This is a genomic window from Candidatus Sodalis pierantonius str. SOPE, assembly GCF_000517405.1.
Taxonomy (GTDB): domain Bacteria; phylum Pseudomonadota; class Gammaproteobacteria; order Enterobacterales; family Enterobacteriaceae; genus Sodalis_C; species Sodalis_C pierantonii.
Genome location: NZ_CP006568.1, coordinates 1,791,290 through 1,812,369 on the forward strand (window position 1 = coordinate 1,791,290; position 21,080 = coordinate 1,812,369).

The window sequence follows — 21,080 nt, forward strand, 5'->3', positions numbered from 1 at the left end:
CACTTTTGTTGCAACCGGCGAGGTGCGTTTCGCGCGGGAAATGTAATAAATACTAACTAACGCGCAACGCGGCTGAACCGCCATTGCGCATTGCACAGGCTGCGGCCTTGCCATTATACTAAAAATCATGTTCTATTTTTTTAAAACGCAAACCTGCCCTTACAGGATACTTATTAACATGGCGATAGCAGAAGTCGACCGGCAACCCGATTCGGTGTCGTCGGTATTGAAGGTGTTCGGTATCCTCCAGGCGCTGGGGAAAGAACGTGAAATTGGCATCACCGAACTGTCGCAGCGGGTCATGATGTCGAAAAGTACCGTGTACCGCTTCCTGCAAACGATGAAATCCCTGGGTTACGTCGCGCAGGAGGGCGAATCGGAAAAGTATTCCTTAACGCTTAAGCTGTTTGAGCTCGGTGCGAAAGCGCTGCAAAACGTCGACTTGATTCGTATCGCCGACATTCAAATGCGGGTGCTATCCAACCTCACGCGAGAAACCATTCACCTCGGCGCGCTGGATGAAGACAGCATCGTCTACATCCATAAAATCGATTCGCTGTACAATTTACGCATGTATTCGCGCGTTGGCCGCCGTAATCCGCTCTACAGTACCGCGATTGGCAAAGTGTTACTGGCCTGGCGTGGCGTCACTGAGGCGAGCGACATTCTGGCTGATGTGATCTTCACCCGCAGTACGTCCCGCACCGCCGCCAGTCGAGAAGCTCTGTTGCCGGAGCTGGAGCAGGTGCGCGCGCAGGGGTTCGGCGAGGATAACGAGGAGCAGGAGGAGGGGCTGCGCTGTATCGCGGTACCGATTTTTGATCGCTTTGGCGTTGTCATTGCTGGCCTAAGCATCTCGTTTCCCACGATCCGCTTTTCCGAAGAGGCCAAAAATGATTATGTCAAAATGCTGCACGACGCGGCGCGCACCATCTCCCGCCAGATAGGCTACCACGACTATCCGTTTTAACCCCTCAAAGACCGAACCGGCTCGTTTGATCCGCCGGTTCGGATGCTCACGCATAAAGGAAAAGAAATGACACAATCCCTTACTGAAAATCAGGAACTGGTGTCCGATCTCGTCGCCTGTCAGCTGGTAATCAAACAGATTCTGGACGTTATCGATATCATCGCGCCGGCGGAGGTGCGCGACAAAATGTCCGCGCAGTTGAAAAACATTGACTTTGGCACCCATCCCGCCGCCCGTGACCCCATTACGCGGCGCGCGATTGAGAAAGCCATTGCCCTTATCGACATGAAGTTCGAGCGTGCCTCTCCCCACTAAAAGCCGCTACGTGGCCGCGTCTCGCCCTGGGTGCGACCCGTTAAATTTACCCGTTTATTTTCTTACTTAAAAATCATTTCATTGAAAACTAAATGAGGTACTGTTATCTCTCGTTTAAGTTTAAACAGATAACATTAGTTGATTAGGCATTTCAGGAATAGGGTTTTGAAAAGAGGCACAACGATTAAACTGGTCGCGATTCTGCTGCTCTGTTTGGCTCTTTGGCTGTCGGCGCTGAATAGCTTTTGCGATCAGGGAGGTGATTTTTTCAGCGGCATGTGCCTGGTGACCAAATGGATGCCTTGGTAACGTCTGTTAACAGGCAAATTTTGTCAGCGGGCTACTAAGTCGGCCGTGGAGTGATAAGATAGCCACTGGTTCAATGAGTGGCAGGTTAGTTCATGAATGAGTTGGGAGTTAACATCCTGAATATCGTAATCGCCGTGGCGTCCGTCGCGGTATTCGTCATCGTACTGGTGGTCTGGTTTTTCCTGAACCGCGCCAGTGTCAAAGCGAACGAGCAGACAGCTCTGCTAACCGAACTTCTCGAGCAACAAAAGCAGCAGACCGAGCTGTTGGCAAAACTCACCCGGGGAGACCCGCCCAACCCGGCTTCAACCCCCGTTCCCGGCGAACCTATCATGTTTAAGGATTTTATCGCCGAACGTTAATCCCCCGACGCGCCTGACCCCCGCCGGCTTGTGAACGGCGGTTTATCCCTTTGCGTTGTCCGCCCCTGACAGGGAGAGTGCAAAAACCATGAGCAAGCCCAATCGCTGGTATGATTCCACCAAGTCCCACCATACACCCACCGGTTTTACCAATCCCGATATCTCCCAGCGCGATCCCGGGGCGCTGAAACGCTGGAGGGAGGAGCGCAAGGCGCAGGGGCTGCCGCGTCCGCCCGGCGAGGGTTATGAGGCCTTTGTCCGCCAGTGGTGGCAAAAAGCGGATTTTAGCGGCGATGAAGACGCCGTCTGGTGGCTGAGCCATGCCTGCCTGCTGCTGGTGGGCGGGCAACATATCCTGTGCGACCCGGCGCTGGGCAAGCGCGCCTCACCGCTGCCGTTTGCCGGTCCCCTGCGCAAAACGCCGTTGGCGGCAACCATCGCCGAATTGCCCAATATTGATTGGGTGTTGTACTCCCATAATCATTACGATCATCTTGACCGTGGCACGCTGCGGCGGCTGTTAAAACGCTTTCCCGCGCTACGGGTCGCGGCGCCATTGGATATGGGCGCTTGGTTGCACCGACACGGCGTCAAGCACGTGGCCGAATGCGACTGGTGGGATGCGCTCACGGCGCCGGCGTTCGCGCTGCACTGTACCCCGGCACGGCACTGGAGCATGCGCTCGCTCTGGGACCGCAACCGAAGCTTATGGTGCGACTGGGTGGTGTCCACGTCGCGCTGGCGTTTCTTCTTTTCCGGCGACAGCGGCTATACCCCGCGGTTGGCGGAAATTGGCCAACGCCTGGGGCCGTTTGACGCGGCGGCGTTGCCCATCGGCGCCTATGCACCAGAATGGTTCATGGCGGGAAGTCACATGAGCCCCACCGAGGCGGTGCGTTTTTATCAGGAACTTCACCAGCCCCGGGTGATCCCGATTCATTGGGGGGTGTTCGAGCTGGCGGATGAATCCCTGGACGAGCCGCCGCGCGAGTTACTGCGCGCCCAGCGCGAGGCGGGCGTCAATAATGCCGATTTCGCGGCGCTAAAAATCGGCGGTAAGATCACGCTATGATAGGTGATTTTGCCATTAGCCCGGGAGTCGGCGGCGCTAAAGATCAGCGGGGCCGTGGCCTGCTGGTTAGATGCGAGGCTAGGGGCGTGTCGGGGGGGGGGGGGGGGCTGACGGCCGTTTGATCGGGTAGCACGTGACCTGATGGCCCGGTATTTTGCCGGCCTGACGCCCCTGCGGACTCAGTAGAAGCGGTTTTGCTTCGCCGCCAGCGTAAACCTGCACGTCAGCCTGGATGCGAAAGCTTTAACCGATACCCTGGTCGCCCCCTTAATGCCAATTTGTCGGGCGCGCGACCCCGAAGATAATTAAACGAAGCGGTGTAAAAAATAATCTCAATCGCAATACTGGCCGATTTCCTTTTCCGTTTGTCATATTGCTTTAATATTCACCGTATATAGCGCGTTAATAACCAGATTGTCCAAACGCATCACGCGACAGGTAATAAATGAACATTATGTGTCTTTTTTGTTCATTTTGAGGCATTAACCGCGCATAGGTTATTTTTAAATTTATTAATTGGCATATTAGCAGGTTGTGCATATAAAGAGATTGCACAACTATTGGTGATCCTTTATAGCGTAACTTCAGCACCGCGCTGGGGCGAGGCGTGAGGCTTATAAGCGGATGTTATCTTGGCCGAAAGGCGAGCTGAAGCCCTCTGGTGCATCATTGACGCGGTCATACAGGTTTAGCACAATCTTTCACTATGTTAGAAAAAGAGGTTATAAGGGGAAGGGTTAAAATTGTGAACTAGACCCCTTGATTTCTTACATTGATGAATGAATAGTTATTTCTGAATAATGCATTGGACGTCGGCAGGGGTTTGCGCTAATGTTACCCTTCTCCGATAACGGCAGACCGTAGCGCTATAACCCCGTAGGAAATGAGGGTCTCCCGCACCTTATTGATGCGAGGTTGGTAGCCTAGTGTCTTGATGATGTGCGACATATCCGGCCCTGATTAAAAATGGCTTGCCATTGTTTACAGAGTATGTGATAACGCAATTGGGTAAAATGAGGTACAGTTCTGTATATGAGTGGCATTTTCAGTAAAGAAGTATTGCGTGTAGACGATTTCGTTGCATACCGCTTCTCTGCCGATCCTTATCTTAGTGCCTCAAGCAGTAACGACTCCAGTTTGTCTCTGTATCGCCAAATGGCGAATTAAACACTCCAAAGGAAATATGCAAGATGGCAAAGATCAAAGGTCAAGTGAAGTGGTTCAACGAGTCTAAAGGTTTTGGTTTCATCACTCCGGCCGATGGCAGCAAAGACGTGTTCGTTCACTTCTCCGCTATTCAGGGTAACGGTTTCAAAACTCTGGCCGAAGGCCAGAACGTCGAATTCGAAATCCAGGATGGCCAGAAAGGCCCTTCAGCAGTTAATGTAACTGCCCTGTAATCTAGGTTGCTGCGGCAACGGTTAGGTTAGTCATTTGACTAACGGATAACATCTAAGTCCCCCTGCTGGCTTCGCGCCCGCGGGGGGGGGGGGGGGATTTAAGAGCCCGTACCGGATTCTGTGTAAATGCCTTTTCTCAGAAGTGACCGTCCAGGCGGTCACCGAACTCGATAATAAAGCGGCTCATTGCTATGCGCCCAGTCCCTCAAAGACATTGTCCATTTCTGTGAGGCCGCCTGTATCGCTAGCCACACCACCTTTTTCACTGCGTCGTCGGTCGGGAACACCTTGCGCTTTTTGATGGCATGCCGGATCACGCTGTTTAACGACTCGATGGCGTTGGTCGTGTAGATCACCTTGCGGATGTCCGTTGGGTAGGCAAAGAACGTGGCCAGATTGGCCCAGTTTGCCTGCCAGCTTCGACTTATTTGCGGGTAGCGGATGTCCCAGGCACTGGAGAACGCTTCCAGCGCCTGCAAGCCGGCTTCTTCCGTAGGGGCCTGATAGATAGCTTTCAGGTCGCGGGTGACGGCCTTGTAGTCCTTCCAGGAGACGAACCGCAGGCTGTTGCGCACCATATGCACGATACACAGCTGGAGCCGCGCCTCCGGATACACCGCGTTAATAGCGTCAGGGAAACCTTTCAGCCCGTCTACGCAGGCGATAAGGACATCGTTCAGGCCGCGGTTTTTCAGCTCTGTCAGCACGTTCAGCCAGAACTTTGCGCCTTCATTTTCGGCCAGCCACATACCTAGCAACTCTTTCTGGCCTTCGATGTTGATGCCCAGCGCCAGGAACACAGATTTGTTGATGATGCGGCTATCCTGCTGGACTTTTAGAACGATACAGTCAAGATAAACAATGGGATAGACTGCATCCAGAGGCCGGTTTTGCCATTCGACAACCTGCTCCATGACCGCATCGGTGACCTTTGAGACCAGCGCCGGCGAGACATCGGCGTCATACAGCTCTTTGAACGCGGCGGCGATCTCGCGGGTGGTCATCCCTTTGGCGTACAACGATAAAATCTGGTTATCCATCCCGGTAATCCGGGTCTGGTTCTTCTTCACCAGTTGCGGTTCAAAGGAACCGTCACGATCGCGCGGAGTACGCAGCGCCAGCGAGCCATCGCCAGTGGTAACGGTTTTTGTGGAATAGCCGTTGCGGGCGTTGGTCCCCGGTTTAGGCTGATTTTTATCGTAGCCGAGGTGATGGGTCATTTCGGCATTGAGAGCTGCTTCGACGCTGATTTTTTTCAGCAGCCGATCGAAGTGACTGAGATCTTCAGGGGTTTTGAGATTTTTGGCCAGTTCGTTAGCCAGAGCCTGCAACTGTTTTTCGTCCATAAATTAACCTGTTTTTGATGTTGGATTGAACATATCAAAATCAGGCAAATACACAAATTTCTAAACAGGCTCCTTTAATTTTAAAAGAGTTATCGCCTAAGCGAGCCAGAGAGATTTTACTCGAAATTAAACAATGTGATCTACATGAAGAAAAAATAGAATACCCTCGACAGGCCAGCGCATGAACCATAAATGTTGGTCTGTCGTTTATTATAACAATATAATCATATAATTTTAAATTCATAACAAAGCATTTTTTAACACTGAATTCTCAAAAACCATTTAAACAGTCTTTAAACTTACTCAAACTACGCTCAATCCAGTCCAGAATATAGTGTAAAAAAATCATTTTCTGATCATTTTTTTGCAACGAGTCCAGAATCCTTAAAATCGCTGTAAGCCTTGCCAGTAAAGGGATTCCGGCTAATCCATCGCTTCCCTTGAGAGTCCAGAAATGATTGCCACCCCACACACATGGCATCACGCCCGCGGTCGGTGCAGAGGCTTGCCGTGCAGCGCCAGCCGATCGGGTGGTTGCGGCCATCTATCGCAGCGGGCAATTTTCGCGCACTGAAATGGTGCAGTTGCCTTCTTTATGTGCAATCGGCGTCCACGGCGTTGGCATTGACGGTATTGATGTCGACGCCGCCGATGCTCTGGGCATCGCGGTATTCAACACGCCGGAAATGAATACCCGCTCGGTGGCTGAACATGCGCTGGCGCTGATGTTCGCTCTGACCAAACGGATCCCCGCGGCTGACAGCGCGCTGCGCGCGGGTCACTTCGCCTTTAAATATGAGAGGGGGATTGCGCGAGCTTCAGGACGCTCTGCTGGGGGTCATCGGGTTTGGCGCCATCGGCCGCGCGACGGCCACGCTGGCCCGCGGGCTGGGTATGCAGGTGCAGGTGCTGACTCGCCGCCCGGTGGCGGATATCGCCGCCATGGGTTTACGTCAGGCCGACAGCCTGTCCGCGTTGTTGGCTAACAGCGACATCGTTTCGCTGCACCTCCCGTCCTTGCCGGAAACGCGCCATATCATCGACGCGCGGGCGCTGGCACAGATGAAATCGTCGGCCTATCTCATTAATACCAGCCGCGGCGCGCTGGTGGATGAGGCGGTGTGGCCGCGCCGCCGGCAGCCCTGACGCGCTCCCCTCGCCGCCAACCCCGGCGTTAGCCCCCCGCCGCCTGCATCGGCGCGATGGTAAAACCTTGTCCCTCAAGCCGCGCGCGCAATGCCGCGGCCATCGCCACCGCGCCCGGTGTATCGCCATGCACGCAGATGCTGTCGATGCGCGACGGCAATGCCCGACCGCTCACCGTTGTGATGGCCTGCTGCTCCAGCATGCGCAAAATACGCGTCGCCGCCTGCTGCGGATCGTGCAACACCGCGCCGTCAAGCTTGCGCGACAGCAGATTGCCGTTATCCGCATAGGCACGATCGGCATAAATCTCGCGCACCACCGGCAATCCTCGCTTAAGCGCCGCTTTCTCGGTCTCCATGCCGGGCATGACCACCATGATCAAGTCGCGATCCACGCTGTATATCGCCCGGGCCACCGCCTGCGCCGGCGCGGGATCTGCCGCCGCCAGATTGCCCAGCGCGCCATGGGTTTTAACATGCCGCAAAGGTATGCCTATGCTTTTGGCCAACCCCTGCAGGGCGCCGATTTGATAAACGATCTGCCGCTCTATCTGCGCCGGGCTATCCCCAAGGATTTGTCGACGGCCAAACCCTTGTAAATCATAAAAACCGGGATGGGCGCCCGCACCGACGCCCTGGGCGTGGGCCAGGCTGAGCGTGCTATGCATCACCTCCGGATCCCCAGCGTGGAAGCCGCAGGCGATATTCGCCGAGCTAACGATCTCCAGCATGCGCGCATCATCCCCTATTGCCCACGGTCCAAAGCTCTCGCCCATATCGCTATTTAAATCGATTAACATGCTTTTTTGTCTCCCGGTTGGCCGTATGCGGCACGCTGGCATCATTCTTGCCTATTAGCTGGCTTAGGAAAAACGCTGTGCATTGACAGCCTTTTTTCGGTATACCAAAAGTATTCCAAAAACACCCGCTAAGTAAAGCCCTGCGCTTTCATGCAGGGCAAAACAGGATATTCGCGTGCGACAAAGCCTAAATACCCCCTCGTGGCGCATTTTGCCCATTGCCGATCAGGCGGTTTGCGTGGACTTCGGGGAAGTCATCGATGAACAGATTAATCAACGGGTCACCGCGCTGGCGGCCAGAGTCAGGGGCGCGGCGCTGACCGGCGTCCTCTCGCTGATCCCCACTTATCGGGCGCTGACCGTCGCCTACGATTCCACCCAGATCAGACAGACGCAGCTGGTGGCGCGGCTGCAGGAACTGCTGAGACAGCCAGACGCCGCCGGCCAACGGGCGAAGTGCTGAACTATCCCGGTCAGTTACGGCGTGGATCTGGCGGACCTGGCCGCTCTGCACCATCTCACGCCGCAGCAGGTAATAGACCTGCACAGCGCGGTCCTCTACCGGGTGTATATGATAGGGTTTATGTCCGGCTTTGCCTATCTCGGCGGTCTGGATCCGCGCCTGCATACTTCGCGCCGGGAATCACCGCGTCTGAAAACCCCCGCCGGCAGCATTAGCATCGGCGGTATGCAGACCGCCGTCGGTTCGGTAGAGGCGCCCAGCAGCTGGCATTTGATCGGCCGTACGCCGGTGCGCAGTTTCGTACCGGACCGCGAGCGGCCATTTTTGTTCAGCGCCGGCGACCGGATCCGTTTTACGCCGGTCTGTGCGGGCACCTTTACACGTCTGCAGGCGCAAGGCGATTATCTTCCCGACTGGACATGGCAATAATGGCGAATGGTTTAGAAGTACTGACCCCCGGCGTCTATACCACCGTACAAGACGAGGGACGGTTTGGTTTTGAAGATTACGGCGTGCCGCCCTCGAGCGCCATGGATGAGATGAGTTTCAGCATCGCCAATGCCCTGGTGGGCAATCCGGCCTCGACGGGCGCGCTGGAATTCACCCTGACCGGCGCAACGCTGCGCCTGACCGGTACCGCCCCCTGCCGTTTCGCCGTGACCGGCGATATGCAATTGACGCTTGATGATAAGCCGCTTACGACCCACTGCCGTCACACCCTGCTGCCGGGCAGTACGCTGCGCATGATGCGCGCTTGCAGCGGCGCCCTCGGCTATCTGGCGGTGGCGGGCGGTTTCGCCATCGCGCCGGTGATGGGCAGCGTATCCACGCTGGCGCGTGCCGCGCTCGGCGGTTTAGCTGGCCGTCCGTTGCAAAAGGGAGACTGGCTGCCGCTGGCGGCAACACCCGACATCGTGCCGCGTCAGGTCAGTCAGCCGGCGCAGCGGCTCATGCCCCAGCGCGAACGCCGGCCAGTGCGGGTGGTCGCGGGGCCGCAGCAGGGGCATTTTGGTCAGGCCGGGGGGGGGGGACGTGTTTTCTCGCCGGCGAGTACCGCGTCAGCGGTGAAAGTGATCGGATGGGCTACCGCTTGAGTGGACCGCCCGTGCCCCACGTGCAGGGATTCAATATAGTATCCGACGCCATCTCCCGCGGCAGTATTCAGATCCCCGGTAACGGACAGCCGATTATCGCCATGAACGACCGCCAGACGACCGGCGGCTACCCCAAAATCGCCACCGTGATTCGCGCCGATCTGGCCCGGCTGGGCCAGCATAAACCCGGCGACAGCCTGCGCTTCGAGCTGGTCAGCGTGGAAAAAGCAGAAAGCCTTTGGATAGGCCGACACCAGCATATGCAGCGCTGGCTGGGGGAATTACGCGAGGCCGCGCTGCGGGGTTAGCGCGCACGACATCGCGTGAGGTGGCACGGCGGCAGTCGCCCGTTAGCCGGTCTGGGCCTCTGTCGCCGCGGCGCGCAGGAAACCGGTTATCAGCTGATGCGGCGGCGATTGACGCCAGCTGTAACGCATTACTACGATCAATTCACGGTAGAAAGTCAACGACTTCCCCAGCGCCACGCCACGCCACGCCACGCCAAGATTATGCTCCACCATGCGCACAATCGCGTCAATCTCATCAATTTCCAGCGCTATTTTTGGCGTCAAGCGCTCGCGTCGCAAAAATTGACTGACCATCCTGCCGCCAAACGACGTGCGATCATAACGGATAAACGGCGCGACGCGCAGCAGCGCCAGCGGATCCTCTCCTTTCATACCCAATGGTGTGACCAGCACAAACGGCTCGCGCAGCAGCGGTTCGCTGTAAAGGTCTTTGGTTAACACGAAATCCGGTTTAATCACCACGGCCAAATCGATATTACCCACCTCGACCTGATTGAGCAGATTGAACGAGACGCCGGGAATGATTTGGGTTTCCAGATCCGGCGCTTGGCGCTACAGGCGCAGCAGCACCTGCGGCAGCAACCCGGTTTGGGTGGTGGAAATGGCGCCGATCCTGATCGTGCCGCGGTATTCGCTGACGGTCGCCGGCTGGCGCATGCGGCCGAAAAGCGTCACGATTTCCTGCGCGAGCGGCAGCACCCGCTGCCCGTTGGCATTGAGCACGGCCGCTACGATCGAACAGCAGCATGCCGAGATGTTGCTCCAGCAGACGAATTTGGGTGCTGACCGCCGACTGCGTCAGGCCAATGCGCTGGCCGGCCGCTGAAAACGTGCCATAGCGTGTCACGGCGATGAAGGTGTGCAGTTCGCGCAGCATGGGTATCACTTAGCAAAATTTTTGATGAGTAGTAGCGATAATATTCGCTTTTAATAAAAATATTTCAAGGTAAGAATAGCCTGCAACGGCCGATTTCCGGCTTTAACAGGAGAGTACCCATGGCCCTGAGCCCGTTTCATTTAGCCATTCCGGTTGACAATCTGCCCGCCGCGCGCCGCTTTTACCGGGATATATTCGGCTTGGCGGAAGGCCGCTCCAGCGATCAGTGGGTGGACTTCGATTTTTACGGCCATCAGTTGGTGATTCATGAACAGACCAAAACGCCGGCACAGCATGCGCTGGGCACCAATCCGGTGGATGGCCATGACGTTCCCGTGCCGCATTTTGGCATTGTATTATCTTGGGAAGAGTGGAAAGCGCTGACGGCGCGGCTGCGCGATTTCGCTACGAAATTCGTTATCGAACCTTATGTTCGGTTTAAAGGTCAGATAGGTGAACAAGCGACCATGTTTCTGCTCGACCCCTGCGGCAATGCGCTGGAATTCAAAGCTTTTAAAGACAGAAGCCAGCTGTTTGCCAAATAAGCCGCCGGGCTGATTGCCCCATGAAAAACACGGCCAACGGACGTTAACTGACGATGGCGATGCGCTATCGCCGTCGCACGGGTTAATACCCTTTATCCTTACATTATCGGCGCCGCGTAGCGCATAACGCCCTCCGCCACCAAAAAACGCCGTTGGCGAAAAAGAGCGCCGGCTGTAACGCTGTGATTAGCGCAGTATGCGGAGGCGGCGATAACTGGCGTTATGCCCCCTTATTCGGCATTTCTTTGCACTCCCACATCCCCATCCACAGCGAGGAGACGGTGACGTGCGCTGTTTGCCATACCGCCCGCCAAATCTTTATATCACTACGCTCGGCTCCTTCGATGGCAATAGGGAATATTTTCGCCGCGACAAAGTCCGGCCGCAGGTTGATTAAATCTGCCGGCTGTTTCTTGTTTATTGTAAACAAAGTTCCCCCGCACTTTTACCGCCAGTGATATTTGCAATTTTGTCACTGGTGCATAATTTTTCGTTTAAAGAGGAATGAATTGGCCGGTATGACGAGTCGCGTATTTGCCATTGACTTCCTATCCCATTGATCATGTAACAAAAAATAATAATCCTTTTGGAACGACTCGTGACTAAATTACCCTATTTTTATAAGAAACTCGTGCGTTTTATTATTGCGATAATTTGCATTATTATATTACTGCTGGGTGTTTTCATTTATTTCATTTTTGGCAAACGGGCAGATCTGACTAACTCGAAGTAATAGACTATTCGCATGAGAATCGAGACTGTTGTTGTACCGGTCGCAACCGGAATGCACTATTTATCCGAGCATCCCCCGGCCGCCGCATTTCAATCGCGCTGCCAGTGCCGCGGAGGTCCGCCGCGGCGGGCATCACGGCCTGGAGCCCGATTGCCCTCTCCCGCACCCCATGCTGCGCCCGCCGCGCCTTCGCGCAGCGAGCATAAGAGAGCAGGAGTCAATACCGCTGCTGGCTAACGCCCTCCAGCATACTTCTGAGCCCTTGAACAACGGGCCTTCTGCCTCGCCATGGCGATAAATGGATCATCTCTACGCGGGATGGGCCTTCCGGCGGCGCGTTTTTGCCGACGCTAGTCGTATGCCATTGTTCACAGGCGGCAACAAACTGCGCCTCCAGCATTCCACCCGCGCGACCGTTGTCCTCACGTTCAACGCAGGTCATCGCTCCCCGCTTGTTGACCGTAAAGACGTTGTTCAATAAACCGAAAGCCTCCTCCGTTAATAGCACTTCTCTGATCATCGTGTCGTCGTAGCTAAGGCGTACCGCGATGCGCCCATCGCAAAACTGCCCCTGCAGGCCATATTGGCTTCTAAGCTCCGGCGGACTATTGTCAATCATGCGGATAAAGCCCAACACGTGTCTTAAGGCCTTAATATCCTTCACCGGCATTCTATCCAAAATGCGAGGCCGGTTAATATTTAATAGATTAAATAAGACTTCGTAATCTTCCTGCAACGAACGTCCAGTGAAAATATATCTGATGAAATCTACCGTTTTGCGCCATAAATTGAAGTGATACACACTTTGATCGCCGGCTATCATTCTTCCTGCCATGCTGGCGGAAATAGCCATATTCACCTTCCCTGATGATGTCTGTGCTGCAGTCCTCATAGACAGTTCTCTCTATCATTTTTCGAGTCTTATACAAGCTACCGTGCTGGGCAGAAATCTTTCTACGACAACCTTGAAAAGATAATCCCCGACCGACAACGCAAAATCGGTTTCCCTTATTCAACGGCATATTTCATGCTCATGATTTTACCGTTTTCTCATCGCATTCATAGTCAATTTCCAACACCATGCGCAAGAGTGCCGCAACCGGTTCAAACATCGCTTCCGGTATTCTGTCGCCGCAGCCGACATGCTGGAAAAGCGCCCGCGCGAGGGGGATATTCTCCACAACCGGCACGGCGGCGCGTTGCGCTAGGTCAACAATTTGGCCCGCACGTCCCGCCATGCCTTTATCCAGCACGCGCGGCACCGGCATCTCTTGGGGATGATATCCCAGGCATATCGCAATATGGGTCGGATTACGTATCACCACCGCCGAACGTTTAACATTATGCGCCAAACTTCCGCTTTGAATTTCATGCTGCATCTCGTAGCGGCGACGTTTCATGTTGGGATCGCCTTCCGCGTCTTTATATTCCTGTTTCACCTCTTCTTTGCTCATTCTTTGCTGTTTCAGCGTGTTATGGGCCTGGAATGCATAATCGAGAATGCCAAGAACAATATAAAAGCCGATTAAGCCAAACCACATCCAGCGGATGAAGGTGGAAAACAGCGGCAATGCGCAGCGGCTATTGCAAAACGGCAACGCCTGAAACGTTGGTGCATAAAAATAGAACAAGCCGGCGAAAATCAGCGTCAATGCCACCACTTTGCCCATTGATTTGCACAATTCTATGAGGCTATGCATTGAAAAAATTTGTTTTAAATTGCTGACCGGATTTATACGCCGCCCCTTGATGCCCACGGCTTTGTTGGCCAGGACGACCCCAACCTGCAGCAGCACGCTGCCAACGGTGGCCAGCGCTAACATACCGCCGAACAGCGCGAACATCAATTCGACCGACGACAGTACAACATGCATTAGCTGGTTCAAAGCAAAAATAAAAGGTCGATTAATCAGGTTTATGGACAGAATAATCAGCGCCGAGACGCGTTCCAGCACCGCCTCGGCAAACAGATGCCAGAAAAGGAGTATTACCGCCAGTTGAGCGCCCGAGGTAATTTCATTGCTTTTTATCACCTGCCCTTCTTTACGGCCGTCGCGTCGTCGCTTTTCGGTCGGCTTCTCGGTTTTTTCACTCATGCCGCAACCACCCTGCGCTTAAGGACGGGTAAAGCGTTTCCGTCTCGCGCAGATAATGATGGAATGCATAAGGCAAAGACAGCAGCAGGAGTAAAAGCGCCAGCGCGCTTTTGATCGGCATCGATAAGAAAAAGACATTCAACTGCCGTGCGGAGCGATTGATCAAGCCGAGCGTCAGATCCGCCAATATCATACTCAGTACCGCCGGCAGGGAAAAACTCAGGCACAGACGATAGAGCAATTGCCACTGCATCAGAATGAAATCAAACAGCCTGTGGTCTAGCGCCAGCGTGGTGCCCGGCGGGAAGGCGCGATAGGAGTCGTACAGCGCGCTGAGCAACAGATTTAGGCCGCCCCCAAGGAAGAACAGCGCGCATAAAAATTGGCTGAATAACAGGCCAAACAGCGAGGTCTGCATCGCCATGGCCGGATCCCATCGTGGCGCCGCGCAAGGTATCGATAAGAAAACCCGCCATATCCACCGCCCAGAAGGGAATGGCGGCGCAAAACCCGAGGATGACGCCGATAAGCAGCTCCCCTGGCAGTTGTTGCAGCCAACCCCAGCCGCGCAGCTGCGCTGCCTGCTCATACACCACCGGCAGGACGGGAACCATCAGCGCCAACAGCACGCCATTTCTTATCAGAGCGGTCCCGAGACTGCGGGTATTGAGCAGCGGGAACAGCAATGTCAGGCCAAGGGGACGAATCAGCGTGTACGCCACCGCCACTACCCCGTCGGTTAGCGCTATCATCCGCCGCGCACGCCGATTTGCAGCAAGACCTGGCGCGTATAGCCCAGCAAGATCCCGCCGAGCCAGGGATAACTGGCCATAAGGGTTATCGCCACCGCCAGCAGCTTTATCATGAATTGCAGAGTCTGATCCTGAATTTGCGTTAACGCCTGAAACAGGCTGACCAGAATACCGACGGCGGACGCCACTAGCACGACCGGTAAAGAGGTGATTAGCACAATCCACATCAGTTGGGTCACCAAATGGGTCAGGGCGGCGTCGTTCATGAAAAGCTCTGCACCAGCTGCAAGAGAATCAAGTCCCAACCGCCCGCCAGCAGGAAAATCAAGAGCTTGAACGGCAGTGAAATTGTCATCGGCGAGACCATCATCATTCCCATCGCCAATAGTACATTGGACACCAGTAGGTCGATGGCGAGGAACGGCAGATAAATCAGCAGGCCGATGCGAAAAGCCTGACTGAGCTGGCTGACGGTAAACGCCGGCAGCAGGATGAGCAGCGAGTCCGGCCTGACCTGCCGGCGCGCCTCTTCCGGCCAGGTTTTGGCTATCAGGTTGTGGAAATAGCGAATTTCTTTCTCATCGGCATTGCGGCGTAAAAACTGGCGATAGGGGCCCAGCGCTTTGCCGTCGTAGCCGCTCGCCCATGGCGGGTCGCCGGGCGCGGCCACCGGATGCCATTGGGCTTTGACCGCTAAGGCCGTCGGGGCCATGATGAACAGTGACATGATAAGCGCCAGGCCGTACAGCGCCATGTTGGGTGGCACCTGTTGGATCCCCAGCGCATTGCGCAAAATTGATAACACCACCGCCAGTTTCAGAAATGAAGTGCCCATCACCACCGCCAGCGGCAGTAGGGAAAGGACCACCAGCAGGATGATCAACTGCCAGGGCGAGTCAGGTAATGACATAGTGTAATCCGGCTGATGGGCTTCTTGCCGACGTTATCGCCCCGGCCCATTCCCCCACTATCCGGTATTGGCCTGATCCGCTTTGGCATCAGTAAGATACCAGCGGGTGATACGCACCAGCAGAGCGCCTTCGCAGCGAATGAGTTCCCCCTGGCCCAGGATCTTATCCTGTAGACGCAGGGTGGCGTAAGGCGAAAACCGGCCTGTCACCGGTACGACATCTCCGGCAGAAAGCTGGCGCAGCGCACCCACCGTCAGCGTCACCTGTCCCACGTCTACCCGCACCCGCTGCGGTAGCGTATCAAGGTGAAGCGTGGCGGCGGGCGGTAGTGGCTGAGCTACGCCGTTATCTCCAGCCGCCGGATCCGCACCATCCGACGGGGCATCCTGGGCTGCGTCCTGCTCCAGCTGCACCGCGATATCCTGCATTAGCGCGTCTATTTCCATGGTCTCTTCCCCTTTCCAGGTAATGCGTAATACCGCGCCACCGGGCAGGATTAACGCATATTTCCCCGCCCGCAGGCAGCCCGCGGTGTGTAGTCGTATTCCCGCGCCCGGCCCAAGCTGGCGCAGCTCTTTTAGCGTCAGATCACTCCCACCGATACTCAGCGCCGCCCTGAGCGGGAACGATGCGTCGGCAATCCGCGTCGCGGGAGTCGCTGCGGCGGCCAGCCTGCGCCATACGCACGCCGGCAACGCCATTAACACCCCTTGAAAGGCCTGCTGCTCGACGCACCAAGAAAAGGTGGCGGCCAGGTGCCGACCCAGGACGCTGCACGGTCGGGGCGGCGTCCACGGCGACAGCGTCAGTTCCGCCGCCGCCAGCAACGGCGAGAGGCCCCAGGCGACAATCGACGCCATCAGCGGTTCCGCGATCACCGTCCAATCGGCCGTGCCCAGCACGGTTTCACACCAGCCCTGCCATACCGCCGTCGGTAGCCACAGGTCACAGAGTGCGCCGTCGGCGTCAAGGGTGATGATGACCCCCTCCGCGCGCGCCGGCCACGGCTGCAGCCGCAACGCCGTAGCGCCTAAAGTACCGCCGCCGGGCATCAGCCTCTCGGCCAGCGGCTGCTCCTCAGGCGCCAGGCTCAGCACGGCGGACCTCCAGACTTACCCGGTAACCGGCTTCGCCAAGCACGGCGGCCAGACGTGGCACCACCTCGTTTAGACGGTGGAATAAGGCCGCCTCCGGCACGATGACGCACATTTGCAGACCGTCCGGCCCGTCGCTGACGTCGCAAATCAGACCGTCGGCGCGGCCACCCACCAGCCGATAACGCGCTTTCGCCCCTCGCGCCGTGAGCGGCGGCGGCGCTTTGCCGCACGCCGCCTTTGCGCCCCGCTCCATTAAGCGCGCAAAGGCCGCCGGGTGCGCGCCCGCGGCGCTGTCCCCCTGCGTTCCGTCCTCCGCCTGCCAATGCCAGGCGCTTCCCTCAGTTTTGATAGCCGTCATCCGTTAGTACCAGCGTGAGTTTTTCCTGCTGTTTCATTAACGTTACCCGCGCCTGCTGCAATGCGCGACGTCGCTCCTCCAGCAGGGCGCGCGTCTGCCGCAGGCGGCAGCGTTCCTCGTTCAACGCATATACGCCCCGCAGCACGCCTTGCATTTCCCGCGCCCGACGTCCCATGTCGCCCACCGTCGCCCTCCCTCGCCACGACAGCATGGCATGCCGCGTCCGGGCGAGCCGCGCCAGTTGGGCATCGCCTTCGCGCGCGTTGGCCTCGTTTTGACGTTCATCGCGGCTAACCTGCGCGAGCAGCCGCCGCAACCGCGCCTCGCGCCGTGCTTTTAGCCGCAATAGTTCTTTCAACACCTTTTTCCGGTCAGCCGCATAAGCTGCTGCTGCAGAGCATCGAGGTCGCATGACGCCGTCTCCCGTTGTTGTAAAAAAGCGCAGATGGCAGGATAGGCGTCTACTGCCTGATCCGTCAGCGGATCATCGCCGCGCTGGTACTCGCCGACCCGCACCAGTAACTCCACCTCGCGGTAAACCGACAGCAATTGACGCAGCGCCGCCGCCAGCGATAGATGCGCCTCGCTGACGATCGACGGCATGATGCGGCTTAAGCTTCTCAAGACATCGATCGCCGGGAAGTGGCCGCCTTCCGCCAGGCGCTGGGATAACACAATATGCCCATCCAGCAGGGAGCGGACTTCGTCGGCCAGTGGCTCATTGATGTCGTCCCCTTCCACCAGTACGGTATAGAAGGCGGTGATGCTGCCAACCGTCCCCATGCCGGCACGCTCCAGCAACCGCGGTAGCGCCGCAAACACCGCCGGCGGATAACTGCTGCCCACGCAGGATTCGCCGGCGGCCAGCGCAATTTCTCGACCGGCACGCGCATAGCGCGTCAGAGAATCAGCCAGCAGCAACACCCGCTTTCCCCTGTCGCGAAACGCCTCGGCAACGGTCGTGGCCAGCGAGAGCGCGCGTACGCGCTCCAGCGCAGGCCGGTCCGAGGTCGCGACGATAGTGATGCAGCGCCGCCTGGCTTCGGCGTCCAGCGTTTGTTCAAGAAACTCGCGCACTTCCCGGCCGCGCTCGCCAATGAGCGCCAGGACCGTGACGTCGCAGTCAGGGCACGCGCTCAGCATCGATAACAGCGTGCTCTTGCCGCCACCCGCGGCGGCGAAAATGCCGATGCGTTGCCCCTCGCCGCAGGTCAACAGACTATCGATGGCGCGGATACCGCTCAGCAGCGGCCGGGCGATCCGCTGGCGCGACAGCGGCGGCGGCGGTAAGGCATCCAACTCCCGCCAGGGTCCCTCGGGATCGGGCCCGTCGTCCAGCGCCTTGCCCAAGCCGTCGATCACCCGGCCGAGCAAGCCGCCGCTCACCGGCGCGCGCTGGCGACGGCGCAGCGGCTGCACCGGTTGACCGTAGCTCAGGCCGTCCGTCGCCCCGTAAGGCGATAGCAGCACATCATCCCCTTCGATACCCACCACCTCCGCCAGCCCGCCCGTGGGCAACAGCCGGCAAACTTCCCCCATCATCGCCCCCGGCAGGCGGGCGCGCAGCAGCGTGGCGCCAATTTGCAGTAGCGTACCGGTTAAGCGATAGCCGTCGGGGGGATCGCCCTTCGGGGTCAAGCGTTGCCTGAGCACCGCCGCCAGGCGCGGGTTACAGGTCGTCAACGACCAACTCCTCAGCGCTCAGATCAAGGGCTGCCAGCACCTGTATCTCACATTCTGTCCCCAATTCCTGCCAGGACAGTACCGGAATATCGTGCCGAAACGTCTCGATGATCCGGCGCAGGAAACGGCGCGCGTCCACCGAGGTCACCACGCAAACCTCCCCCAGCGGCGCCAGCGCATCGGCTATCAGAGTCAGAATACGGTGATTTTGCGCCGGGCTCAGCGCGGCATAGGTACCGAGGGCGGTTTGCCGTATGGATTCGCGGATCAGGTTTTCAATGCCTTCGCCGATACGCACCACCTGTAGCGGCTCCCCCTGCGGTTTCAGCCGGTGGAGAAGATGCCGCCGCAGGGCAATGCGCACATATTCGGTCAGCATCAGGACGTCTTTCTCCCGCGGTGCCCATTCAATCAGCGTGCCGAAAATCAAGCGTAAATCGCGAATGGAGACCCCCTCCACCACCAGACGTTGCAGCGTTTCGGTAATTTTGCTGATAGGCAACTGGCGCTGCAGCTCTTTGACCAGCTCGGCATAATGAGCCTCCATGGCGTCCATTAGATAGCGTGCTTCCTGCACGCCGATAAATTCCGCCATATAGCGGACCAGCACCCGACGCAACAGCGCGGACAGGCAGCCCTCCTGCGCGGCGACCCTGAGGCCGCGTTCGCGCGCCAGCGCCGCCATCTCGGCCGGCAGCCAGGTTATTTGCCCCATACCGTCCGGCAACGCGACCGTCTCACCGCCCAGATCGTCGGCAATACCCAACGCGAGGCAAAACGGCGGTTCCGGCATAACCTGGCTAAACACCGGCTCTTGATACAGCAGCAGCGTCATCGCCGCCCGCGGCTGCGCCGGCTCCACCACAATGGTTATTTCCGGTAGCGGGACGCCGTAGTTTTCAAACAGCGACCAGCGTAGCGCGTCGATTTCCTGCGTCAGCGAGGGGGTATTGAGAGAGGGCGCAATCCGCAACATCAGCGGACAGGCCCCCGGCCGCATGACGTCCCCCGCGCTCGCCTTCTGCGCGGCAGGCCCCGCGCCCGACGAACGGCGACGACGTTGCCAGATAAGTAGGCAAGGCAGCGCCGACAGCAGCGCCAGCATAAAGAAATCGATAAAAGGGAAACCCGGGATCAGCGCGAACAGCAATAGGATCACCGCGGTAAGCATCAGCGCCTGCGGCTGTTTACCCAGTTGCATGGAGACTTCGCCGGCCAGATTCTGGCGCTTTTCGCCGGGGACCCGCGTAACAATAATCCCGGCGCTTAGCGAAATAAGCAACGAGGGGATTTGCCCGCAGAGGCCATCGCCGATTGACAGCACGCTGTAGGTCTGCAACGCCTCGCCCATCGCCATGCCGTGCTGCACGATGCCGATGATGATACCGCCGATAATATTTACCAGCACCACGATGATGCCGGCGATAGCGTCCCCTTTGACGAACTTCATCGCACCGTCCATTGCGCCCAGGAAACGGCTCTTCTGCTGCACCAGTTGGCGCAGCTGGCGCGCCTGGACCGCATCGATAACCCCGGCGCGTAAATCACCGTCGATACTCATCTGTTTGCCAGGCATTCCGTCAAGGGAAAAACGCGCGCTCACTTCCGCCACGCGTTCGGTGCCCTTGGTAATGACTATGAATTGCACAATGGTAATGATGAAAAAAATAACCAGCCCGACCGTTAAATTGCCGCCCACCACAAAGCGGCCGAACGCCTCGACAATGCTGCCCGCGTTATGTTGCAACAGCACCAGCCGGGTAGTGCTTATCGTCAGGGATAAACGGTAAAGCGTGGTAATCAGCAGTAGCGAAGGAAACACCGACAGATCGAGCGGATCGTTAATGTAGATAGCGATCAACAGCAAAATCACCGAGAAAGTGATATTGATCGCGATAAGAATATCCACCATGAAGGTGGGCAGCGGCAGAACTATCATCACAATCGCGATGAGCAGCATCAGCGCCAGAATGATGTCCTGCCGCCCGCGGCAGACGGCCAGCCAGCGGTTTTGTTTCAGCCAGTCGGTTACGCTCCCCGACATAGCGCCTCCAGAAAGGTTTGCTGGCGCTGATGTAGCCGCAGCCAGAGTTCCGCCGCGCTGTGCGCCGGCGGCGAACAACTGATGGCCAGCCCCGCGCCCAGAGCGTACAGGCGCTGGGGCACGCCGGCGAACAGGGCCGGAGTCCAGCGCTGTAAACCCTGGCGCAAGGCGTCGGCGGCGGAAGTGACGCGCGGTATATATTGGCCGAGGTGGAGCCGGCCACCGCGATAGTGCAAATAGGTTTCGCCACGCGCATGGCGCCAGCACATAGCGCCCGACACCGGGCAGTCGCCCAGATCCGCCAACCGGATAAATTGTTGTAAATTCCGTTCAGTAACCAAATCCCATTCCATGACGTCTCCCGGGCAATGAATGGCGACAGCGTCCCAAATGGCGCGGG

26 protein-coding genes and 5 pseudogenes are annotated in these 21,080 nt (G+C 57.3%); 13 read left to right on the forward strand and 18 right to left on the reverse strand.

The window, feature by feature from the left end:
* Nucleotides 1-178 precede the first annotated feature (178 nt).
* The 7 genes from kdgR to cspE all read left to right on the forward strand — a co-directional run bounded on the left by kdgR (nucleotide 179) and on the right by cspE (nucleotide 4,428).
* Entirely contained in the window at nucleotides 179-970 is a 792-nt protein-coding gene (gene kdgR / locus SOPEG_RS09115; protein ID WP_025245105.1) for a DNA-binding transcriptional regulator KdgR, read from the forward strand.
* Nucleotides 971-1,036: 66 nt separating this feature from the next.
* A complete protein-coding gene (locus SOPEG_RS09120) occupies nucleotides 1,037-1,285 on the forward strand; it encodes a DUF2766 family protein (protein ID WP_025245106.1) in 249 nt (82 codons plus the stop codon).
* A gap of 165 nt (nucleotides 1,286-1,450) precedes the next feature.
* Nucleotides 1,451-1,594 carry a PhoP/PhoQ regulatory lipoprotein MgrB gene (mgrB, locus tag SOPEG_RS09125; protein WP_025245107.1) on the forward strand — a complete coding sequence of 48 codons (144 nt, stop codon included), beginning with the start codon at nucleotides 1,451-1,453 and terminating at the stop codon, nucleotides 1,592-1,594.
* A 92-nt stretch (nucleotides 1,595-1,686) separates the two neighbouring features.
* Complete coding sequence (locus SOPEG_RS09130) at nucleotides 1,687-1,956, forward strand: YebO family protein (protein ID WP_025245108.1); 270 nt, start codon at nucleotides 1,687-1,689, stop codon at nucleotides 1,954-1,956.
* A gap of 88 nt (nucleotides 1,957-2,044) precedes the next feature.
* Complete coding sequence (locus SOPEG_RS09135) at nucleotides 2,045-3,028, forward strand: MBL fold metallo-hydrolase (RefSeq protein WP_025245109.1); 984 nt, start codon at nucleotides 2,045-2,047, stop codon at nucleotides 3,026-3,028.
* Between the two features lie 1,032 nt (nucleotides 3,029-4,060).
* Complete coding sequence (locus SOPEG_RS24425; RefSeq protein WP_071882013.1) at nucleotides 4,061-4,195, forward strand: DUF2627 domain-containing protein; 135 nt, start codon at nucleotides 4,061-4,063, stop codon at nucleotides 4,193-4,195.
* 23 nt (nucleotides 4,196-4,218) lie between these two features.
* A complete protein-coding gene (gene cspE / locus SOPEG_RS09140; RefSeq protein WP_005968829.1) occupies nucleotides 4,219-4,428 on the forward strand; it encodes a transcription antiterminator/RNA stability regulator CspE in 210 nt (69 codons plus the stop codon).
* Nucleotides 4,429-4,564: 136 nt separating this feature from the next.
* Here the strand turns inward: cspE and SOPEG_RS09145 are convergent.
* Together SOPEG_RS09145 and SOPEG_RS28500 are read right to left on the reverse strand one after the other, a co-directional pair.
* Nucleotides 4,565-5,774, reverse strand: a pseudogene (locus SOPEG_RS09145) (IS256-like element ISSoEn2 family transposase).
* Between the two features lie 271 nt (nucleotides 5,775-6,045).
* On the reverse strand, nucleotides 6,046-6,318 hold the full coding sequence (locus SOPEG_RS28500; RefSeq protein WP_162149698.1) for a hypothetical protein: 273 nt from the start codon (nucleotides 6,316-6,318) through the stop codon (nucleotides 6,046-6,048).
* A gap of 31 nt (nucleotides 6,319-6,349) precedes the next feature.
* Between SOPEG_RS28500 and SOPEG_RS29405 the strand changes: the two are divergent.
* Both SOPEG_RS29405 and SOPEG_RS29410 read left to right on the forward strand, forming a co-directional pair.
* Nucleotides 6,350-6,478: pseudogene (locus SOPEG_RS29405) on the forward strand (hydroxyacid dehydrogenase); the annotation flags it as partial.
* 103 nt (nucleotides 6,479-6,581) lie between these two features.
* Nucleotides 6,582-6,920 carry a 2-hydroxyacid dehydrogenase gene (locus SOPEG_RS29410; protein ID WP_025245112.1) on the forward strand — a complete coding sequence of 113 codons (339 nt, stop codon included), beginning with the start codon at nucleotides 6,582-6,584 and terminating at the stop codon, nucleotides 6,918-6,920.
* A 28-nt stretch (nucleotides 6,921-6,948) separates the two neighbouring features.
* Here SOPEG_RS29410 and SOPEG_RS09155 read toward each other — a convergent pair whose 3' ends face one another.
* Nucleotides 6,949-7,764: a LamB/YcsF family protein gene (locus SOPEG_RS09155; RefSeq protein WP_335334080.1), complete on the reverse strand. Its 816-nt coding sequence runs from the start codon at nucleotides 7,762-7,764 to the stop codon at nucleotides 6,949-6,951.
* Between the two features lie 130 nt (nucleotides 7,765-7,894).
* Here SOPEG_RS09155 and pxpB point away from each other — a divergent pair.
* The 3 genes and pseudogenes from pxpB (at nucleotide 7,895) to SOPEG_RS30225 (ending at nucleotide 9,584) form a co-directional block, all read left to right on the forward strand.
* A pseudogene (gene pxpB, locus SOPEG_RS09160) lies at nucleotides 7,895-8,611 on the forward strand (5-oxoprolinase subunit PxpB).
* Nucleotides 8,611-9,276, forward strand: coding sequence for a 5-oxoprolinase subunit C family protein (locus SOPEG_RS30220; RefSeq protein ID WP_051419580.1), 666 nt, complete (start codon nucleotides 8,611-8,613; stop codon nucleotides 9,274-9,276). Before pxpB ends, SOPEG_RS30220 begins: the two are co-directional and overlap by 1 nt.
* Complete coding sequence (locus SOPEG_RS30225; protein ID WP_051419582.1) at nucleotides 9,261-9,584, forward strand: 5-oxoprolinase subunit C family protein; 324 nt, start codon at nucleotides 9,261-9,263, stop codon at nucleotides 9,582-9,584. Before SOPEG_RS30220 ends, SOPEG_RS30225 begins: the two co-directional genes overlap by 16 nt.
* Before the next feature lie 42 nt (nucleotides 9,585-9,626).
* Here the strand turns inward: SOPEG_RS30225 and SOPEG_RS29415 are convergent, their stop codons facing one another.
* The 3 genes and pseudogenes from SOPEG_RS29415 to SOPEG_RS29425 all read right to left on the reverse strand — a co-directional run.
* Entirely contained in the window at nucleotides 9,627-10,121 is a 495-nt protein-coding gene (locus SOPEG_RS29415; protein ID WP_335334089.1) for a LysR substrate-binding domain-containing protein, read from the reverse strand.
* A 15-nt stretch (nucleotides 10,122-10,136) separates the two neighbouring features.
* Nucleotides 10,137-10,283, reverse strand: a complete 147-nt coding sequence (locus SOPEG_RS29420) for a hypothetical protein (RefSeq protein ID WP_236851876.1) — start codon at nucleotides 10,281-10,283, stop codon at nucleotides 10,137-10,139.
* Between the two features lie 82 nt (nucleotides 10,284-10,365).
* Nucleotides 10,366-10,461 (reverse strand): annotated as a pseudogene (locus SOPEG_RS29425) (LysR family transcriptional regulator); the annotation flags it as partial.
* A gap of 119 nt (nucleotides 10,462-10,580) precedes the next feature.
* Here SOPEG_RS29425 and SOPEG_RS09175 point away from each other — a divergent pair.
* Entirely contained in the window at nucleotides 10,581-11,006 is a 426-nt protein-coding gene (locus SOPEG_RS09175; RefSeq protein WP_025245114.1) for a VOC family protein, read from the forward strand.
* 220 nt (nucleotides 11,007-11,226) lie between these two features.
* Here the strand turns inward: SOPEG_RS09175 and SOPEG_RS09180 are convergent, their stop codons facing one another.
* From SOPEG_RS09180 to SOPEG_RS09235, 12 genes and pseudogenes are all read right to left on the reverse strand, one after another.
* The gene (locus SOPEG_RS09180) at nucleotides 11,227-11,436 is read right to left on the reverse strand and encodes a hypothetical protein (RefSeq protein ID WP_025245115.1); all 210 of its coding nucleotides are present in this window, start codon (nucleotides 11,434-11,436) and stop codon (nucleotides 11,227-11,229) included.
* 520 nt (nucleotides 11,437-11,956) lie between these two features.
* On the reverse strand, nucleotides 11,957-12,592 hold the full coding sequence (locus SOPEG_RS09185; protein WP_025245116.1) for a hypothetical protein: 636 nt from the start codon (nucleotides 12,590-12,592) through the stop codon (nucleotides 11,957-11,959).
* Nucleotides 12,593-12,770: 178 nt separating this feature from the next.
* On the reverse strand, nucleotides 12,771-13,835 hold the full coding sequence (locus SOPEG_RS09190) for an EscU/YscU/HrcU family type III secretion system export apparatus switch protein (RefSeq protein ID WP_025245117.1): 1,065 nt from the start codon (nucleotides 13,833-13,835) through the stop codon (nucleotides 12,771-12,773).
* Nucleotides 13,828-14,587: pseudogene (locus tag SOPEG_RS09195) on the reverse strand (EscT/YscT/HrcT family type III secretion system export apparatus protein). The gene SOPEG_RS09190 and the pseudogene SOPEG_RS09195 overlap by 8 nt, the downstream one beginning before the upstream one ends.
* On the reverse strand, nucleotides 14,584-14,853 hold the full coding sequence (locus tag SOPEG_RS09200) for an EscS/YscS/HrcS family type III secretion system export apparatus protein (RefSeq protein WP_025245118.1): 270 nt from the start codon (nucleotides 14,851-14,853) through the stop codon (nucleotides 14,584-14,586). Before SOPEG_RS09200 ends, SOPEG_RS09195 begins: the two are co-directional and overlap by 4 nt.
* Complete coding sequence (gene sctR / locus SOPEG_RS09205; protein ID WP_025245119.1) at nucleotides 14,850-15,497, reverse strand: type III secretion system export apparatus subunit SctR; 648 nt, start codon at nucleotides 15,495-15,497, stop codon at nucleotides 14,850-14,852. Before sctR ends, SOPEG_RS09200 begins: the two co-directional genes overlap by 4 nt.
* A 57-nt stretch (nucleotides 15,498-15,554) precedes the next feature.
* Nucleotides 15,555-16,595: a YscQ/HrcQ family type III secretion apparatus protein gene (locus SOPEG_RS09210; protein WP_025245120.1), complete on the reverse strand. Its 1,041-nt coding sequence runs from the start codon at nucleotides 16,593-16,595 to the stop codon at nucleotides 15,555-15,557.
* Nucleotides 16,576-16,953, reverse strand: a complete 378-nt coding sequence (locus SOPEG_RS09215) for a hypothetical protein (RefSeq protein WP_025245121.1) — start codon at nucleotides 16,951-16,953, stop codon at nucleotides 16,576-16,578. Before SOPEG_RS09215 ends, SOPEG_RS09210 begins: the two co-directional genes overlap by 20 nt.
* Complete coding sequence (locus SOPEG_RS09220) at nucleotides 16,934-17,311, reverse strand: hypothetical protein (protein ID WP_025245122.1); 378 nt, start codon at nucleotides 17,309-17,311, stop codon at nucleotides 16,934-16,936. Before SOPEG_RS09220 ends, SOPEG_RS09215 begins: the two co-directional genes overlap by 20 nt.
* Nucleotides 17,308-18,636: an EscN/YscN/HrcN family type III secretion system ATPase gene (locus SOPEG_RS09225; RefSeq protein WP_417903437.1), complete on the reverse strand. Its 1,329-nt coding sequence runs from the start codon at nucleotides 18,634-18,636 to the stop codon at nucleotides 17,308-17,310. The genes SOPEG_RS09220 and SOPEG_RS09225 overlap by 4 nt, the downstream gene beginning before the upstream one ends.
* Nucleotides 18,623-20,680, reverse strand: coding sequence for an EscV/YscV/HrcV family type III secretion system export apparatus protein (locus SOPEG_RS09230; RefSeq protein ID WP_025245124.1), 2,058 nt, complete (start codon nucleotides 20,678-20,680; stop codon nucleotides 18,623-18,625). The genes SOPEG_RS09225 and SOPEG_RS09230 overlap by 14 nt, the downstream gene beginning before the upstream one ends.
* Nucleotides 20,665-21,033, reverse strand: coding sequence for a type III secretion system protein SsaM (locus SOPEG_RS09235; RefSeq protein ID WP_025245125.1), 369 nt, complete (start codon nucleotides 21,031-21,033; stop codon nucleotides 20,665-20,667). Before SOPEG_RS09235 ends, SOPEG_RS09230 begins: the two co-directional genes overlap by 16 nt.
* Between the last annotated feature and the right edge of the window lie 47 nt (nucleotides 21,034-21,080).

What these genes read in the sequence shown, in the direction of transcription:
- SOPEG_RS09175 (WP_025245114.1), top strand. Translation starts at nt 10,581, where the DNA reads ATGGCCCTGAGCCCGTTTCATTTAGCCATTCCGGTTGACAATCTGCCC.
- SOPEG_RS24425 (WP_071882013.1), top strand. Translation starts at nt 4,061, where the DNA reads ATGAGTGGCATTTTCAGTAAAGAAGTATTGCGTGTAGACGATTTCGTT.
- SOPEG_RS30220 (WP_051419580.1), top strand. Translation starts at nt 8,611, where the DNA reads ATGGCGAATGGTTTAGAAGTACTGACCCCCGGCGTCTATACCACCGTA.
- sctR (WP_025245119.1), bottom strand. Translation starts at nt 15,497, where the DNA reads ATGTCATTACCTGACTCGCCCTGGCAGTTGATCATCCTGCTGGTGGTC.
- SOPEG_RS09230 (WP_025245124.1), bottom strand. Translation starts at nt 20,680, where the DNA reads ATGTCGGGGAGCGTAACCGACTGGCTGAAACAAAACCGCTGGCTGGCC.
- SOPEG_RS09135 (WP_025245109.1), top strand. Translation starts at nt 2,045, where the DNA reads ATGAGCAAGCCCAATCGCTGGTATGATTCCACCAAGTCCCACCATACA.
- SOPEG_RS09120 (WP_025245106.1), top strand. Translation starts at nt 1,037, where the DNA reads ATGACACAATCCCTTACTGAAAATCAGGAACTGGTGTCCGATCTCGTC.
- SOPEG_RS09155 (WP_335334080.1), bottom strand. Translation starts at nt 7,764, where the DNA reads ATGATGCCAGCGTGCCGCATACGGCCAACCGGGAGACAAAAAAGCATG.
- SOPEG_RS09130 (WP_025245108.1), top strand. Translation starts at nt 1,687, where the DNA reads ATGAATGAGTTGGGAGTTAACATCCTGAATATCGTAATCGCCGTGGCG.
- kdgR (WP_025245105.1), top strand. Translation starts at nt 179, where the DNA reads ATGGCGATAGCAGAAGTCGACCGGCAACCCGATTCGGTGTCGTCGGTA.
- SOPEG_RS30225 (WP_051419582.1), top strand. Translation starts at nt 9,261, where the DNA reads ATGGGCTACCGCTTGAGTGGACCGCCCGTGCCCCACGTGCAGGGATTC.
- SOPEG_RS09190 (WP_025245117.1), bottom strand. Translation starts at nt 13,835, where the DNA reads ATGAGTGAAAAAACCGAGAAGCCGACCGAAAAGCGACGACGCGACGGC.
- SOPEG_RS09235 (WP_025245125.1), bottom strand. Translation starts at nt 21,033, where the DNA reads ATGGAATGGGATTTGGTTACTGAACGGAATTTACAACAATTTATCCGG.
- cspE (WP_005968829.1), top strand. Translation starts at nt 4,219, where the DNA reads ATGGCAAAGATCAAAGGTCAAGTGAAGTGGTTCAACGAGTCTAAAGGT.
- SOPEG_RS09185 (WP_025245116.1), bottom strand. Translation starts at nt 12,592, where the DNA reads ATGGCTATTTCCGCCAGCATGGCAGGAAGAATGATAGCCGGCGATCAA.
- SOPEG_RS09215 (WP_025245121.1), bottom strand. Translation starts at nt 16,953, where the DNA reads ATGACGGCTATCAAAACTGAGGGAAGCGCCTGGCATTGGCAGGCGGAG.
- SOPEG_RS28500 (WP_162149698.1), bottom strand. Translation starts at nt 6,318, where the DNA reads ATGGCCGCAACCACCCGATCGGCTGGCGCTGCACGGCAAGCCTCTGCA.
- SOPEG_RS09200 (WP_025245118.1), bottom strand. Translation starts at nt 14,853, where the DNA reads ATGAACGACGCCGCCCTGACCCATTTGGTGACCCAACTGATGTGGATT.